The organism is Streptomyces sp. NPDC008121, assembly GCF_042957155.1.
Classification (GTDB): Bacteria; Actinomycetota; Actinomycetes; order Streptomycetales; family Streptomycetaceae; genus Streptomyces.
In genome coordinates this window covers 454,774-468,588 of record NZ_JBIBHT010000002.1, presented here as the reverse complement: position 1 = coordinate 468,588, position 13,815 = coordinate 454,774, and the positions used below count along the sequence as shown (strand labels likewise).

Genomic DNA, 13,815 nt, shown 5'->3' with positions numbered 1-13,815 from the left:
CTGCCCGTCGGACCGTCCGGCGGCGAACCGGAGGGGACCGCCTGTGGGTGTCTCAGTGGCCCGTACGACCGTCGCGACGAAGACCGGCGAGGTCGGCGGAACGCTCACCAACGGGCTGCGCGTCACGCTCGGAATCCCTTACGCCGCCCCGCCGTTCGGGGCCGCCCGCTTCCGGGAGCCGCAGCCCGCCGCACCCTGGGACGGGGTACGGGACGGCACCCGCTTCGGGCCGGTTGCCCCGCAGTCCGCGGAGCTGCCCGGCGCCCCCGCCTGGCGCCCCGGTGACGAGGACGTCCTCACCCTCAACGTCTGGGCACCGGCCGACGCCCCCGGACCGCTCCCCGTCCTGTTCTTCCTCCACGGCGGCGCCTACACCTTCGGCTCCTCCGCCCAGCCCGACCACGACGGGGCCGCACTCGCCCGCGCCGGCCTGGTCGTGGTGAGCTGCAACTACCGCGTCGGCTTCGAGGGGTTCGGCCACGTCCCCGGCTTCCCGGACAACCGCGGCCTGCTCGACCAGATCGCCGCACTGGAGTGGGTGCGCGAGCACATCACCGCCTTCGGCGGCGACCCGGCCCAGGTCACCCTCGCCGGGCAGTCCGCCGGTGCCGGAGCGGTCGTCTGCCTGATGAGCAGCCGACGCGCCGCCGGCCTCTTCCGCCGCGCCATCGTCCACAGCGTCCCCGACGCCACGTTCTCCCCCGACCTCGCCGCCGGACTCGCCCGCCTGGTCGCCGAGGCCGCCGGCGTCGCGCCCACCGCCGAGGGCCTGCTCTCCGCGTCCCCGCAGGCGCTCGTCGAGGCGTCGGACCGCGTCGTCGCACGGTACGCCGCCGACCCCGACTCCGGCCCGCTCCATTACGACACGGTCATCTACGGCCCCGTCCTCGACGGCGCACTCCTCACCGCCGACCCGCTCGACGCCCTCGCCGCCGGCGCCGGCCGCGGCGTCGACCTCCTGGCCTGCCACACCACCGAGGAGTACCGGCTGATGCACCAGGTCGGCACCATGCCCCCCGCCACGACCGAGGAGGACCTCGCGCGCTTCGCCGCCCACTGGGAACTCCCCGCCGACCTCGTCGACCGCTACCGCACCCTGATGCCGGGAGCGCCCGTGCTCGACGTGTACCTCGCGCTCGCCGGGGACGGGTTCTTCGCCGCCCACACCGCCCGACTCGCCGGGGCGCACGCCCGGGCCGGCGGCCGCACCCGCCTCTCCCGCTTCGACCGCCGCCGCACCCGCCCGGACGGCACGCCGGTCCGCGCCTGGCACGCCGCCGACACCCCCTTCGCCCTCGGCACGCTGGACGCAGCCGGCGTCGACTTCCTCACCGGCGGCCCCGCCGACGCGGACGACCACGCCCTCTCCCGGCGCATGATCCGCGCCTGGGCCGCCTTCGCCACCGGCGGAGACCCGGGCTGGGAGCCGCTCGACGGCGCGACCGGGGCCCCGGTCCACGTCTGGGCCGTCCCCGCCGACCGGCAGGAGGGCCCGGCACCCGCGCACGCCCTCTGGCACGACGTACGCGCGGTCCTGCGCCTCTGACCCGGCGCCCGGCCACGCCCGCCGCCCTTCACGGCGCCTCCCGCCGAGGGCGGACCGGAGGAGCGCCCATGGCCCGCCGCGCGTTCGGCCCCCTTCACCGGGCCGGGGCCGGGACGCGCGATAATCGCGACGCGCGTACCGACGACGGGGAACCGGCGTCGGCCCCGCGCGCCGTGACCCAGCCGCGCACCACCCGGGAGGACGGGCCGACCCCGCCCGCCCCAGGAGAGGAAGACCTGATGGACGCCCAGCACTTCGAGCGCGTCACCGCGTTCATCGAGGCGCGGCTGCGCCCGCTCTTCGACGCCGAGACCGGCAGCGAGCACGGCTTCGGCATGGACGACACCTCCCGCGCCCTGCGCGCACTCCTCAACACCGTGAAGGCCGCGGCGGCGGTCAAGGGCCTCGCCGCACAGCGCGCCACCGCCGACCGCGCCACCCGCGACATCATCGACCAGGCCCTGGAGCACAACTGGGACGTGCTGCGCGGCGTCGCCCGCCACTGGGAGGACCACCCCGACTTCCTCCGGGAGTTCAAGCGGCACTCCTGGGATCTGGACACCTCCGCCGCCGGCGTCGGCACCGACGCGTGACCGACATCCGACCCGACACCCCCGCGGACCCGTCCCCGCAGACGGACCCGCAGACGGACCCGGCTCCGGAGACGGCCACTGACACGGCCACCGACGTGGGCACCGACGCCGACCCCCACCGGTGGCTCGAAGAGACCGAGGGGGCTGCGGCGCTCGCCTGGGTCCGGGAACGCAACGCCGAGACGGTCGCGGAGCTGACCGAGGACCCCGGCTTCGCCGCCATGGCGACCGAGCTGCGCGAGATCCTCGACGCCCCCGACCGGATCCCGTACACCACCCGCCGCGGCCCGTACCTCTACGACTTCCGGCAGAGCGCCGACCACGTCCGCGGCGTATGGCGCCGCACCACCCTGGAGCAGTACCGCAAGGACGAACCGGAGTGGGACACCCTCCTCGACCTCGACGCGCTGGCCGCCGCCGAGGGCGAGGACTGGACCTGGGGCGGCGCCCGGACCCTCGCGCCCGAGCACCGCCACGCGCTGCTGAGCCTCTCGCGCGGCGGCGGCGACGCCGTCGTCGTCCGGGAGTTCGACCTGCTCACCCGCCGCTTCGTGGACGACGGCTTCCGGCTCCCCGAGGCCAAGACCGACATCGCCTGGATCGACCACGACCACGTCTTCCTCGGCACCGACCTCGGGCCCGGCACGATGACCGCATCCGGCTACCCGCGCACGGTACGCCGCTGGCGGCGCGGCACCCCGCCCGCCGAGGCCGAACTCCTCTACGAAGCGGCCGGAACGGACCTGTCCGTCTCCGCCTGGCACGACCCGACACCGGGCTTCGAGCGCGACTTCGTGGCCCGCCACATCGACTTCTGGCACCAGGAGACCTATCTGCTGGGCGAAGGGGACACCCTCCGGAAGATCGAGGTGCCCGACGACGCCGAGCGGTCCGTCCACCGCCGCTGGCTGCTGGTCACCCCCACAACGCCGTGGCTCGGGCACCCGGCGGGCACGCTCCTCGCCTTCGACGTCGACGCCTTCATGGCGGGCGCACGCGAACCGACCGTGCTGTACGCCCCCGACGCGGACACCGCCCTGATCGGCCACGCCTGGACGCGTCACCACCTGGTCCTCGAGACCCTGCACCACGTCGAGGGCCGCGTCCACGTCCTCACGCCAGGCGCCGACGGCTGGGCGCGCCGGCCGATGGCCGACGTGCCGCCGATGGCGTCCGCCACCCTCACCGACACGGACCCCGACACCGGTGACGAGTACTTCCTCGCGATCACCGGCTACCTCCGGCCCACCACCCTGCACCGCGGCGAGATCGGCGGAGCGAGCGAGACGATCAAGCGGTCGCCCGAGCGGTTCGACGCCTCCGGGCTGTCCGTCCGCCGCCACTTCGCGACCTCCGCCGACGGCACCCGCGTGCCGTACACCGTCGTCGGCCCGGAACGGACGGGCCCCGGGCCCGTCCTCCTCACCGGCTACGGCGGCTTCCAGGTCGCCCTGACGCCGCACTACGACGCCGTCCGCGGCCGGGCCTGGCTGGCGCGCGGCGGCAGCTACGTGGTGGCGGGCATCCGCGGGGGAGGGGAGTACGGCCCCGACTGGCACCGGGCCGCGCTCAAGGCCGACCGGCACCGCGCCTTCGAGGACTTCGCCGCCGTCGCCCGCGACCTCCACGCCCGGGGCATCACCACCCCGGAGCGGCTGGGCATCACCGGCGGCAGCAACGGCGGTCTGCTGATGGGCGCCATGCTCGTCGGGTACCCCGAGCTGTTCGGCGCGATCGTCGCCCATGTACCGCTGCTCGACATGCTCCGCTTCCACCGGCTGCTCGCCGGGGCCAGCTGGACCGCCGAGTACGGCGACCCCGACGATCCCGCCGACCGCCCGCACCTGGCCGGGATCTCGCCGTACCACCGGCTGCGCGCCGACCGCCCCTATCCGCCCGTCCTGCTCACCACCTCGACCCGGGACGACCGCGTCCATCCGGCCCACGCCCGCAAGACCGCGGCCCGGCTGCGCGCGCTCGGGTACCGCGTGCTCCTCCACGAGACGCTGTCAGGGGGCCACGCGGGCGCGACCGACCACGAGCAGACGGCCTTCAACGACGCCCTGGAGCACATCTTCCTCTGGCGGACCCTCCGGCCCGCCTGACCTTCCGGGCCCGGGAGGTCAGGCTCCGGCCGGGCGTGGGCGGCGGATCAGCCGCCCGCGCGCAGGGAGGCGGTGTGGGCCCGGACCTGGTCCGGGGTGAGATAGGCGTCGGTGTACTCGAAGTCCCGCAGCGTCCCGGCCTTGGACGCCAGGAAACCGGTCCGCACGAAGTCGTCACCGGCGATGGCGTTGAGCAGCCAGTTCGTCATGACCCGGGTCTTGGCGACGTTGGTGCGCAGCGCCGACCAGTGGTACGCCCGGGCCACCGCCTGGGCCGGCATGCCGTGCAGTTCGATGCCGAGCGGCTTGGAGACCCCGTCCCGGCCGCCCAGGTCCACCACCAGCCCCAGATCCTTGTGGACGTACGGGTAGGTCTGTTGGCCGCGCAGGGCGGCGACGAGGTTGTCGGCGACCTTCCGGCCCTGCCGCAGCGCGTGCTGCGCGGTGGGCGGGCAGACGGCGTCGTCGCCCTTGGCCAGGTCCGGCACGGCGGCGGCGTCGCCGAGGGCGTGGATCCCGTCGAACCCGGGCACCGTCATGTCCGCGCCGACCACGAGGCGGCCCTTGTGGGTCTCCGCGTCCAGCGTGCCGATGAGCGGGCTCGCGGCGACGCCGGCCGTCCAGATCAGCGTGCGGCAGGGCAGCACGCGGCCGTCGGTGAGCGTGACGTCGTTCTCGTCGACGGAGGCGACCGACACCCCGAGGGAGACCTCGATCCCGCGCCGCCGCAGGATGTCCAGGGCGGCGTTGCCGAGCTTGTCGCCCAGCTCGGGCATCAGCTTCGGCGCGATGTCGACCAGATGCCACTTGATCAGCTTCGGGTCGAGCCGCGGATAGCGCTTGACGGCCGTGTGGGTGAGGCGCTGGAGGCAGGCGACCGTCTCCGTCCCGGCGTACCCGCCGCCGACCACCACGAACTGCAGCCGAGCCGCCCGCTCCGCCTCGTCCTGGCCCGCGTCGGCCAGGTCGAGCTGGGCGATCACGTGGTCACGGATGAAGACCGCCTCGGCGAGGGTCTTCATCCCCCGGGCGTGCTCGCCGAGACCGGGGATGTCGAAGGTCCGGGTGATGCTGCCGGGCGCCAGGACGAGATGGTCGTACGGCTCGTTCACGGTCTCACCGGTGATCGTGCGGACCACGCAGACCTTGGCCTTGGTGTCGATACCGATCGCGCCACCGGGGATGATCCGGGTCCGGTGCCGCTCGCTGCGGCGCAGCGACACGGCGACGGACTGCGGCGTCAGGACGCCCGCCGCCACCTGCGGCAGCAGGGGGAGGTAGAGCTGGTACGAGAAGGGGGTCAGCAGCGAGATCTCGGCCTCCCGGCCGGCCAGTCGCCGTTCAAGCCGCCGTACACAGGCGACTCCGGCGAAGCCGGCGCCCACGACGAGGATCCTCGGTCGGGTCACGGTGTCCGTCCTTCGGGATGGGGAGTCCTTGGATCTCCAGTAACCGCATCGGGGAAACGGAAACCCGTGCTGCCCGCCGATGGAGTGACGGCCGGGCGCACGCGTTTGCGCCGGTACGGCTCGGTTTCGACCCTGGCCGGAACCCGCGCTTCGGGATGCCAGTCCTGACGGACTTCTGTACCGGTCGTACGGCCGGTCCCTAGCATGGTCGACCTCGGTTTCCCTGCGAGTGAAGACACGGGTGAGGACTGGATGCGAGGCAAGTCGTGGCGCCCGGACGCCATCGACACCAACGTGCCGAGTGTGGCGCGTATGTACGACTATTTCCTGGGAGGCGACGACAACTACCAGTCGGACCGCGACGCCTGCGAGCAGTTGCTGGAGCAGGTCCCCAGCACCAAGGTCCTCGCCGTGAACAACCGGCGCTTCCTCCGCCGGGTCGTGCGGCTGCTGTCGACCGAGTACGGGATCCGGCAGTTCGTCGACCACGGGTCCGGGCTGCCGACCCAGGACAACGTCCACCAGGTCGCCCAGGCCGTCGACCCGTCCGCACGGGTGGTGTACGTCGACAACGACCCGATCGTCCTCGCCCACGGGCGCGCCCTGCTGGAGGAGAACGACCGGACGGCCGTCATCCAGGCCGATATGCGGGACACCGACGGGATCTTCGGTCACGAGGAGACGCGGCGTCTGATCGACTTCGACCAGCCCGTCGCGGCTCTCTTCGTCTCGGTGCTCCACTGCATCCCGGACGAGGACGACCCGGCCGGTCTGATCCGCCGGGTCGCGGACCGGCTCGCGCCGGGCAGCTTCCTGGTGGTGTGCCAGCTGGTCAGCGACCGGCCGGACATCCGGAAGTTCGTCACGGACTTCATGGCGGAGGCCACCGGCGGGCACTGGGGCCGGGTCCGTGAGGAGAGCGAGGTCGCCGGGTTCCTCGACGGGCTCGACATCCTCCCGCCGGGACTGGTCGAGGTGTCGACCTGGCGGCCGGACAGCGATCTGGCACCGGTGCAGAGCACCGACGAATGGCTCGAATGGGGCGGCGTCGCCCGGCTGTGAGACGCGTCGGCGGGCGGCCCCGGCCGCCCGCCCCTGCCCTCCCGCCCCGAGGGGCGGGCCTCGCCCCTCACAGGAGCTTGAGGCGCTCCTGGACCTTCTCCAGCGACTCCGTGGGCGTCAGCGCGCACGCGCCCAGCCGGTCGAGCATGTCGCGGTACTGCTCCACGTCGGCCGGCTTCTGGCTGAACGTACTGTCCGTCAGGTGCTCGATGTAGACGGCGTCCTTCAGGTCCCGCAGCGCGAACCGCAGATACGTCACGCCGGTGCCGACACCGATCGCCGCCGTCACGTCGAGCGGCGCGATCTGCAGCGTCACCCGGGACCGGCCCATCAGGTCGACCAGGTGTTCCAGCTGCCCGCGCATGACCTCGGGGCCGCCGACGGTCCGCAGCAGCACCGATTCGTCGATCACCGCCCAGAGCCGGGGGCCGCCGGGTCGGTCGAGCTGCCGCTGCCGCTCCTGGCGCAGCTCGATCCGGCGCTGGACCTCGTGGGGCAGAAGCCGGCCGGGCCCCGACCGCACCACGGCGCGGGTGTAGGCCGAGGTCTGGAGCAGGCCCGGGACGTAGAACGGTTCGTACGACCTGATGAGCGCCGCCGCCCCTTCGAGGGCGACCAGTGGGGCGAAGAAGTCCGACAGCACATCGCTGAAGGACCGCCACCACTCGGCCTGCCGGGACTGCCGCACCAGCCGGAGGAACTCCTCCGTGCGCGCGCCGTCCGTCACGCCGTACAGCGTGAGCAGGGCCGTCGCGTCGGCCGGTTTGCACCCGTGCCGCCCCAGCTCGATACGGCTCGTCTTGGAGCGGGAGAAGCCCAGCCGCGCGTCCACGTCGGCCGGTTCGAGCCCCGCCGCGGCACGCAGTTCGCGCAGCTTGCCGCCGAGGATCAGCTTGAGTGCGGTGGGGTTGTTCTCGACCGTCCCGATGGAAGGGACGAACAGGGGCGAACTCGGTTCGGCTCCGGCCATCACGCGCTCCCGCATCTTCATGAGGGGACGAGATTAGCGGGGAGGGGCGATTCGCGGCCAGGGAGACGGATCGCAGCGACGGTTTTCAGCCGATTGCGAAGTCGAAGTCCCCGTCGCGCGCACCGGCGATGAACGCCGCGATCTCGTCGCGCGTATAGACCAGCGCGGGGCCCTCGGGGTCCCGTGAGTTGCGCAGCGCGACCCCGCCGTCGGGGAGGGCGGCCACCTCCACACAGTTGCCCGTGGCGTTGCTGTGGCGGCTCTTGACCCAGCTGACCGGAGCCAGCGCGCTCGCCCTCATCCCGTTGAACGACTCCATGGCCACGGGCCCTCCTGTTCCGTACGGCATCCGTACATCCGTCCACGAGATCGCACGACTGCAATCCCAGATGCAATTGCACTTTCGGTGTGCCCTCGACAATACTCGTTCCTCATAGACCGCCGCAGCATCGAACTTCGGGGCTCGCAGGGAGACATGACAGGTGATCACTCACAGGTCGGCCTTAGCGCTCGATCCCGTGTCCGCCCCCGCACGAGGTGAAGCGGATCTTCCGCTGGGATTCGCCGCGTGCGGGCTCGACGGGCGCCCACAGAACGTGTCACGCGCCAGACGGTTCGTCCTGCTCACGCTGGAGGGCTGGGTCCTGCCCTCGCTGGCGGGGGACCTGGAGCTCGTCGTCACCGAGCTCGTCACCAACGCGGTACGGCACGCGCTCGGCTGTCCCGGGACCGCGCCGCAGGAGAGCGAGTACCCCGTGTGGCTGGGGCTTTCGCTGCACTCCCGCCACCTGGTCGCCGCCGTCACCGACCCCAGCCCGGTGCCGCCCCGACCGCGTCCCGTGGAGGACCTGGGGACCGGCGGCCGGGGCATGCACCTCATCGAGGCGCTGAGCGACAGCTGGTCCTGGGAGCCCGCCGCGCCGCGCGGGAAGACGGTCTGGGCGGCCCTTACCCTGCCGACCGCCCGCAGCGCCTGACCGCCGCTCACCCCGCCCCCGGCACCGGAGAAAACCGGTGTCGCCGGCTCCCGCACGCTCCCTACACTCGCAGCACGCGCCGCCGACGTCCCGGCCCGCGCCCGAGACCAGTGAGGGGAGACCGACCGTGCGCTGCCGCACCGATGTCGTCGTCCCCCGGTCACGGTACGACGTGATCCTTGTGTCCTCGTCCACCCGGTGCCGGCCGCGCGGCCGCCACCGGAAGCCCGTGACGAACTCCTGACCTCGTCAGCGGCCCCGTCGGCATCGACCCGACGCGGCGTCACGCGGAAGAGCGGCCCGATGCACACCCGCCCCCTGCCGGGGCGCCGTCGGCCCGCTTCAGGCCCCCTTCGTCCGGGAATCGCGCCGCCCTGTTCCGCATGACAGCGAAAGGCCTTGGGCCGTGCGTACCGACGATCGACGCGAAACGACCACCGTCACCCCCACCACCGCTCTGCACCACGTCCGGAACCTGGGCATCCTCGCCCATGTCGACGCCGGCAAGACCACCGTCACCGAGCGGATGCTCTACCTCACCGGCGCCACCCACAAGCGGGGCGAGGTCCACGACGGCACGACCGTCACCGACTTCGACCCGCAGGAGCGCGACCGCGGCATCACCATCTTCGCCGCGGCGGTCAGCTGCGACTGGGACCACCACCGGATCAACCTCATCGACACCCCCGGGCACGTCGACTTCGCCGACGAGGTGGAACGCTCGCTGCGCGTGCTCGACGGGGCCGTCGCCGTCTTCGACGCCGTCGCGGGCGTGGAGCCGCAGAGCGAGTCGGTCTGGCGGCAGGCCGACCGCCACCGCGTCCCGCGCATCGCCTTCGTCAACAAGATGGACCGCGCGGGCGCCGACCTGGACACGGCGGTCGCCTCCATCCGGGACCGGCTGGGCACCGTACCGCTGGTCGTCCAGCTCCCGATCGGCGCGGAGGACGGTTTCACCGGCGTCGTGGACCTCCTGCGGATGCGCGCCCTCGTCTGGGCCGCGGGCGACGACACGTACACCGAGGGTCCCGTGCCCGAAGAGCTGAGGGAGGAGGCCCACGACCGTCGCCGCGCCCTGGAGGAGGCGGTCGCCGAACTCCATCCGGCCGCGCTGGAGGAGTTCTGCGCGGAGTCCGCCCTGGACGCGCGGACGCTGGCCACGGCGCTGCGCGACCTGACCCGCGGTGGCGAGGCCGTCGTCGTCCTGTGCGGTTCGGCCTACCGCAACCGCGGGATGGAGCCGCTTCTCGACGCCGTCGTCGCCTATCTGCCGTCGCCGCTGGACGTCCCGCCGGTCCGCGGGACGGCCGACGGCGCGGAGGCCGAGCGGCCCGCCGACCCGGCGGCGCCCTTCGCCGCCCTGGTGTTCAAGGTGCACTCCGCCGCCACCGGGCGCCTCACCTACCTGCGCGTCTACGCGGGAACCATCCGGAAGGGGGACGTCGTGCTCGACGTGGCCGCACGCCGCACCGAACGCGTGGGACGGATCCTGCGCGTCCAGGCGGACCGGAACACGGACGTGGACCGGGCCGGGGCCGGCGACATCGTCGCGGTCATCGGGCTCAAGGCGGCCCGCCCGGGCGCGACCCTGTGCGCGCCCGGTGCCCCGCTGCTCCTCGAACCGCCCGTGCCGGCGACGCCGGTGGTCTCCGTCGCGGTCGAGGCCCGCAGCAGCCTGGACACCGAGCGGCTGGCGTCCGCGCTGGCCCGGCTGGCCGAGGAGGACCCCTCCCTGACCGTCCGGACCGACCCGGAGACCGGGCAGACCGTGCTGTCGGGGATGGGCGAGCTGCACCTGGAGGTCGCGGTGGAGAAGATCCGCCGTGACCAGGGCGTCGACGTCACCGTCGGGCGACCGCGGGTGGCCTACCGGGAAACAGTGGTCCGCGGGGTGTCGGGCCACGTGTACCGGCACGTCAAGCAGGAGGGAGGCGCCGGACAGTTCGCCCATGTCGTCCTCGACGTGGGGACGCTGGAGACGGCGGACGAAGGCGCTCCGGACGCTGTGCGTGCCGGTGGCGCGGGTGGCGCGAGTGGTGCCTCCGGTGCCGGTGGTGCCTCCGGTGCCGGTGGTGGTGGTCGTACGTGCGGTGTTGAGGAGTTCGCGTTCCGCTCGACCGTCACCGGCGGCCGGGTGCCGCAGGAGTACGTCCGCGCGGTCGAGGCCGGCTGCCGGGACGCTCTGGAGGAGGGGCCGCTCGGCGGTCATCCGGTGACCGGGGTGCGGGTCACGCTGACCGACGGGGTCACCCATCCCAAGGACTCCTCGGAGATGGCGTTCCGCACGGCGGCCCGGTTCGCGCTGCGCGAGGCCCTGCGGGCCAGCGCGATGACGCTCCTCGAACCGGTGGTCGAGGTCACCGTCACCGTGCCCGACAGCGCGGTCGGCGCAGTCCTCGGCGACCTCGCGGCCCGCCGCGGCCGCGTCTTGGGCTCCACCGCCCGGGCCGGGACCGCGGTGGTCACCGCCCTGGTGCCGCTCGCCGAACTCTTCGGCTACGCCTCCCGGCTGCGCGGCCGCACCCAGGGCAGGGGCACCTTCACCACCCGCCCCGCCGGTTACGCACCGGTCCCGGCCGGCCTGACGACCGACCGCTAGCCGGGCCCGACGGCCGCCTCGGCCGAAGACCGGGTGGCAGGGACCGCCGGTCGCCCGGTCGCCTGGTCACGCGGCGCACGGGCTTGTCCCACCTCGGGGCGGGCCCGTGCGCCGTCTCCCGTCGGCCCGCCCTGGCCTAGGGGCGAGCACGTACTCCGGGAACGGCGACCGATGCGCGGCGGCGAGTGGCTCGTGCGCCCCCTGCCCCGCGCTCAGGCGCAGGTGCCGACGCCCCGCCCGGCGTGGGCCGGTCCGGCCACCACGTCGATGCGCAGCGGGGCCCGGAAGGACAGCAGCCCGAGCATCGGCGGATCCGCCGGGGTCGGGGCGAGCCGGACGTCCGGCAGAAGGCGACAGGCGGCGCGCAGGGCCACGGCCGCTTCCGTACGCGCCAGGGAGGCGCCGGGACAGCGGTGCCGGCCCGCGCCGAACGCCAGATGATGGCGGACCTCCGGCCGGTCCGTGCGCATCAGCGCCGGCTCGTCGAAGACCTCGGGGTCGGACCCGCTCCCCATGAGCATCAGCAGCAGGGGCGCGCCGGCGGGCAGACGTACCCCACCCAGCTCCACCGGGCCCGACGTCACCCGGCGCCAGGAGGTCACCGGCGGTTCGTGGCGCAGCACCTCCTCCACCCAGGCCCGGGCCAGTGGCTCCTCGTGGGCCGGCCGGGGCCAGAGCCCCGGTTCGGCCAGCGCGCGCCGCAGCACCGTGGAGATCAGCTGCCCGGTGGTCGACTGCCCGGCCACGAAGACGAAGAAGCACGCGCCCACGGCGGTCTGGACGTCCAGCAACCGTCCGTCCGGCAGCCGGTGCCGCGTCAGGGCCCCCATCAGACTGTCCTCCGCGACCGCGCCGCCGCTCACCGTCGCGGTGAGCCACTGGTGGAACTCGCCCACCAGCTCGGCCAGTTCGAGCTGCCGCTCGGGGGTCGGACGTCCCCAGAACAGCTCGAGGGAGGCATCGCTCCAGCGGGTGAGGGTCGCCGCGTCGAGCGTGTCGACGCCCAGCAGCTCCATCATCACCCGGCAGGGAAGCACCTGGGCGAAGGAGGTGAAGAGATCACAGCGGCCCGTGGCGTCGAGGCGCTCCCGTGCCCCGGCGAGGAGATCGTCGGCGATCCGCTCGATCACCGGCACCGCGGCCGCGACCCGATGGGCGTTGAAGAACCGGGTGACCACCCGGCGCAGCCCGGAGTGGCTCTCGGTGCTGTTGTTGGCGAGGGCCGGCCGTACCCGGAACCCGGCCCGGGCGAGGACCCGCAGCGCCGGAACCCCGAGCGGCGTGACGGCGTGCTGCGCGTTGTCGGGGAGGAAGGCCTCCTGGTCGAGCAGCACCGTACGGATGTCGGCGTGGCGGCTGACCAGCCACAGCCCCGTCAGGGGGTCGAAGTGCACCGGCGACTCGCTGCGGAGCTGGTCCATCCACGGATCGGGGTCGCGCACGAAGCCGTCCCCGAAGAGGTCGAGAAGGCCGTGTCCGTCGAGGGCCGGCGCCGCGGCGGCGGGGTCGTACGGGCAGCCGCCGCTCGCTCCCGTCTGCGGGGCGGGTGCGGTCACGGCCTGGAAGATCACGGCCGGACGCTAACACGAGCCCGCCGCGGGCTCCGCCGGTGTGTGCGGAGGATCACGCCCGCCCGCACGGCGGCTCGTGATGGCCGGACGCCGGCCCGGACGGGCCCGGACGCCGGCCCGGACGGTGGGCCGTGGCGGCCCGGTCCCGAGCCCGTGGCCGTCCGTAGCGGGCACAATGGCCCGAATGAAGCGCAGGACGTTCGAGGAACTGGTGGCGGAGGCCGACGCGGTCTCCGTGGACGGATGGGACTTCTCCTGGCTCGACGGGAGGGCCACCGAGCAGCGGCCGTCCTGGGGCTATCAGCGGCTGATGGGGGAGCGCCTGGCCCGCGCCGCGGCCGCGCTCGACATCCAGACCGGCGGCGGGGAGGTCCTCGCCGGCGTTCCCGTCCTGCCGAGGACGATGCTGGCGACGGAGTCCTGGCCTCCCAACGTCGCCAAGGCCACCGCACTGCTGCATCCCCTCGGCGCCGTGGTCGTGGCCGATCCCGACGAGCCGCCGCTGCCCTTCGCCGACGGCGCCTTCGACCTGGTGGTCTCCCGCCACCCCGTCAGGGCGTGGTGGGGGGAGACCGCCCGCGTCCTCGCCCCCGGCGGCGTCTACTTCTCCCAGCACGTCGGCCCGGCGAGCGTCTTCGAGCTCGTCGAGTACTTCCTGGGCCCGCAGCCGGAGGAGGGTCGGCGCGCGCGGCACCCCGACGACGCCGTCGCCGAGGCGGAGGCCGCGGGCCTGGAGGTCGTCGAGGTGCGTTCGGAACGGCTGCGCACCGAGTTCCACGACATCGGCGCCGTCGTCTACTTCCTGCGCAAGGTGATCTGGATGGTCCCCGGCTTCACCGTCGAGGCGTACCGCGACCGGCTCCGCGAGCTGCACGACCGGATCGAATCCGAGGGCCCCTTCGTGGCCCATACGGCTCGCTTCCTCATCGAGGCCCGCAAGCCCGGATCGTAGAGCCGGACCCGGGCACGGACCCCTGGAGCGG

At 73.7% G+C, this 13,815-nt stretch carries 11 protein-coding genes; 7 read left to right on the top strand and 4 right to left on the bottom strand.

Annotated features, from left to right (window positions below; translation table 11 throughout):
- Nucleotides 1-43 precede the first annotated feature (43 nt).
- The 3 genes from ACFZBD_RS07635 to ACFZBD_RS07625 all read left to right on the top strand — a co-directional run bounded on the left by ACFZBD_RS07635 (nucleotide 44) and on the right by ACFZBD_RS07625 (nucleotide 4,244).
- A complete protein-coding gene (locus tag ACFZBD_RS07635; RefSeq protein WP_391137122.1) occupies nucleotides 44-1,546 on the top strand; it encodes a carboxylesterase family protein in 1,503 nt (500 codons plus the stop codon).
- A 239-nt stretch (nucleotides 1,547-1,785) separates the two neighbouring features.
- Complete coding sequence (locus ACFZBD_RS07630; protein ID WP_391137119.1) at nucleotides 1,786-2,139, top strand: hypothetical protein; 354 nt, start codon at nucleotides 1,786-1,788, stop codon at nucleotides 2,137-2,139.
- Between the two features lie 95 nt (nucleotides 2,140-2,234).
- Nucleotides 2,235-4,244: a prolyl oligopeptidase family serine peptidase gene (locus tag ACFZBD_RS07625; protein WP_391138525.1), complete on the top strand. Its 2,010-nt coding sequence runs from the start codon at nucleotides 2,235-2,237 to the stop codon at nucleotides 4,242-4,244.
- Between the two features lie 47 nt (nucleotides 4,245-4,291).
- Here ACFZBD_RS07625 and ACFZBD_RS07620 read toward each other — a convergent pair whose 3' ends face one another.
- Nucleotides 4,292-5,653, bottom strand: coding sequence for an FAD-dependent oxidoreductase (locus tag ACFZBD_RS07620; protein ID WP_391137116.1), 1,362 nt, complete (start codon nucleotides 5,651-5,653; stop codon nucleotides 4,292-4,294).
- 252 nt (nucleotides 5,654-5,905) lie between these two features.
- Here ACFZBD_RS07620 and ACFZBD_RS07615 point away from each other — a divergent pair, with 252 nt between their 5' ends.
- Nucleotides 5,906-6,715, top strand: a complete 810-nt coding sequence (locus ACFZBD_RS07615; RefSeq protein ID WP_391137113.1) for an SAM-dependent methyltransferase — start codon at nucleotides 5,906-5,908, stop codon at nucleotides 6,713-6,715.
- A 67-nt stretch (nucleotides 6,716-6,782) separates the two neighbouring features.
- Here the strand turns inward: ACFZBD_RS07615 and ACFZBD_RS07610 are convergent, their stop codons facing one another.
- Both ACFZBD_RS07610 and ACFZBD_RS07605 read right to left on the bottom strand, forming a co-directional pair.
- On the bottom strand, nucleotides 6,783-7,685 hold the full coding sequence (locus ACFZBD_RS07610) for a Scr1 family TA system antitoxin-like transcriptional regulator (RefSeq protein ID WP_391138523.1): 903 nt from the start codon (nucleotides 7,683-7,685) through the stop codon (nucleotides 6,783-6,785).
- Nucleotides 7,686-7,770: 85 nt separating this feature from the next.
- Entirely contained in the window at nucleotides 7,771-8,004 is a 234-nt protein-coding gene (locus ACFZBD_RS07605; RefSeq protein ID WP_391137110.1) for a DUF397 domain-containing protein, read from the bottom strand.
- Between the two features lie 277 nt (nucleotides 8,005-8,281).
- On the opposite strand from ACFZBD_RS07605, the gene ACFZBD_RS07600 reads away from it, so the two are divergent.
- Both ACFZBD_RS07600 and ACFZBD_RS07595 read left to right on the top strand, forming a co-directional pair.
- Nucleotides 8,282-8,662 carry an ATP-binding protein gene (locus tag ACFZBD_RS07600; RefSeq protein ID WP_391137107.1) on the top strand — a complete coding sequence of 127 codons (381 nt, stop codon included), beginning with the start codon at nucleotides 8,282-8,284 and terminating at the stop codon, nucleotides 8,660-8,662.
- A 406-nt stretch (nucleotides 8,663-9,068) separates the two neighbouring features.
- Nucleotides 9,069-11,261 carry an elongation factor G gene (locus tag ACFZBD_RS07595; RefSeq protein WP_391137104.1) on the top strand — a complete coding sequence of 731 codons (2,193 nt, stop codon included), beginning with the start codon at nucleotides 9,069-9,071 and terminating at the stop codon, nucleotides 11,259-11,261.
- A gap of 212 nt (nucleotides 11,262-11,473) precedes the next feature.
- Here the strand turns inward: ACFZBD_RS07595 and ACFZBD_RS07590 are convergent, their stop codons facing one another.
- On the bottom strand, nucleotides 11,474-12,832 hold the full coding sequence (locus tag ACFZBD_RS07590) for a cytochrome P450 (RefSeq protein WP_391137101.1): 1,359 nt from the start codon (nucleotides 12,830-12,832) through the stop codon (nucleotides 11,474-11,476).
- 184 nt (nucleotides 12,833-13,016) lie between these two features.
- Between ACFZBD_RS07590 and ACFZBD_RS07585 the strand changes: the two genes are divergently transcribed.
- Nucleotides 13,017-13,784 carry a methyltransferase domain-containing protein gene (locus ACFZBD_RS07585; protein WP_391137085.1) on the top strand — a complete coding sequence of 256 codons (768 nt, stop codon included), beginning with the start codon at nucleotides 13,017-13,019 and terminating at the stop codon, nucleotides 13,782-13,784.
- Nucleotides 13,785-13,815 lie beyond the last annotated feature (31 nt).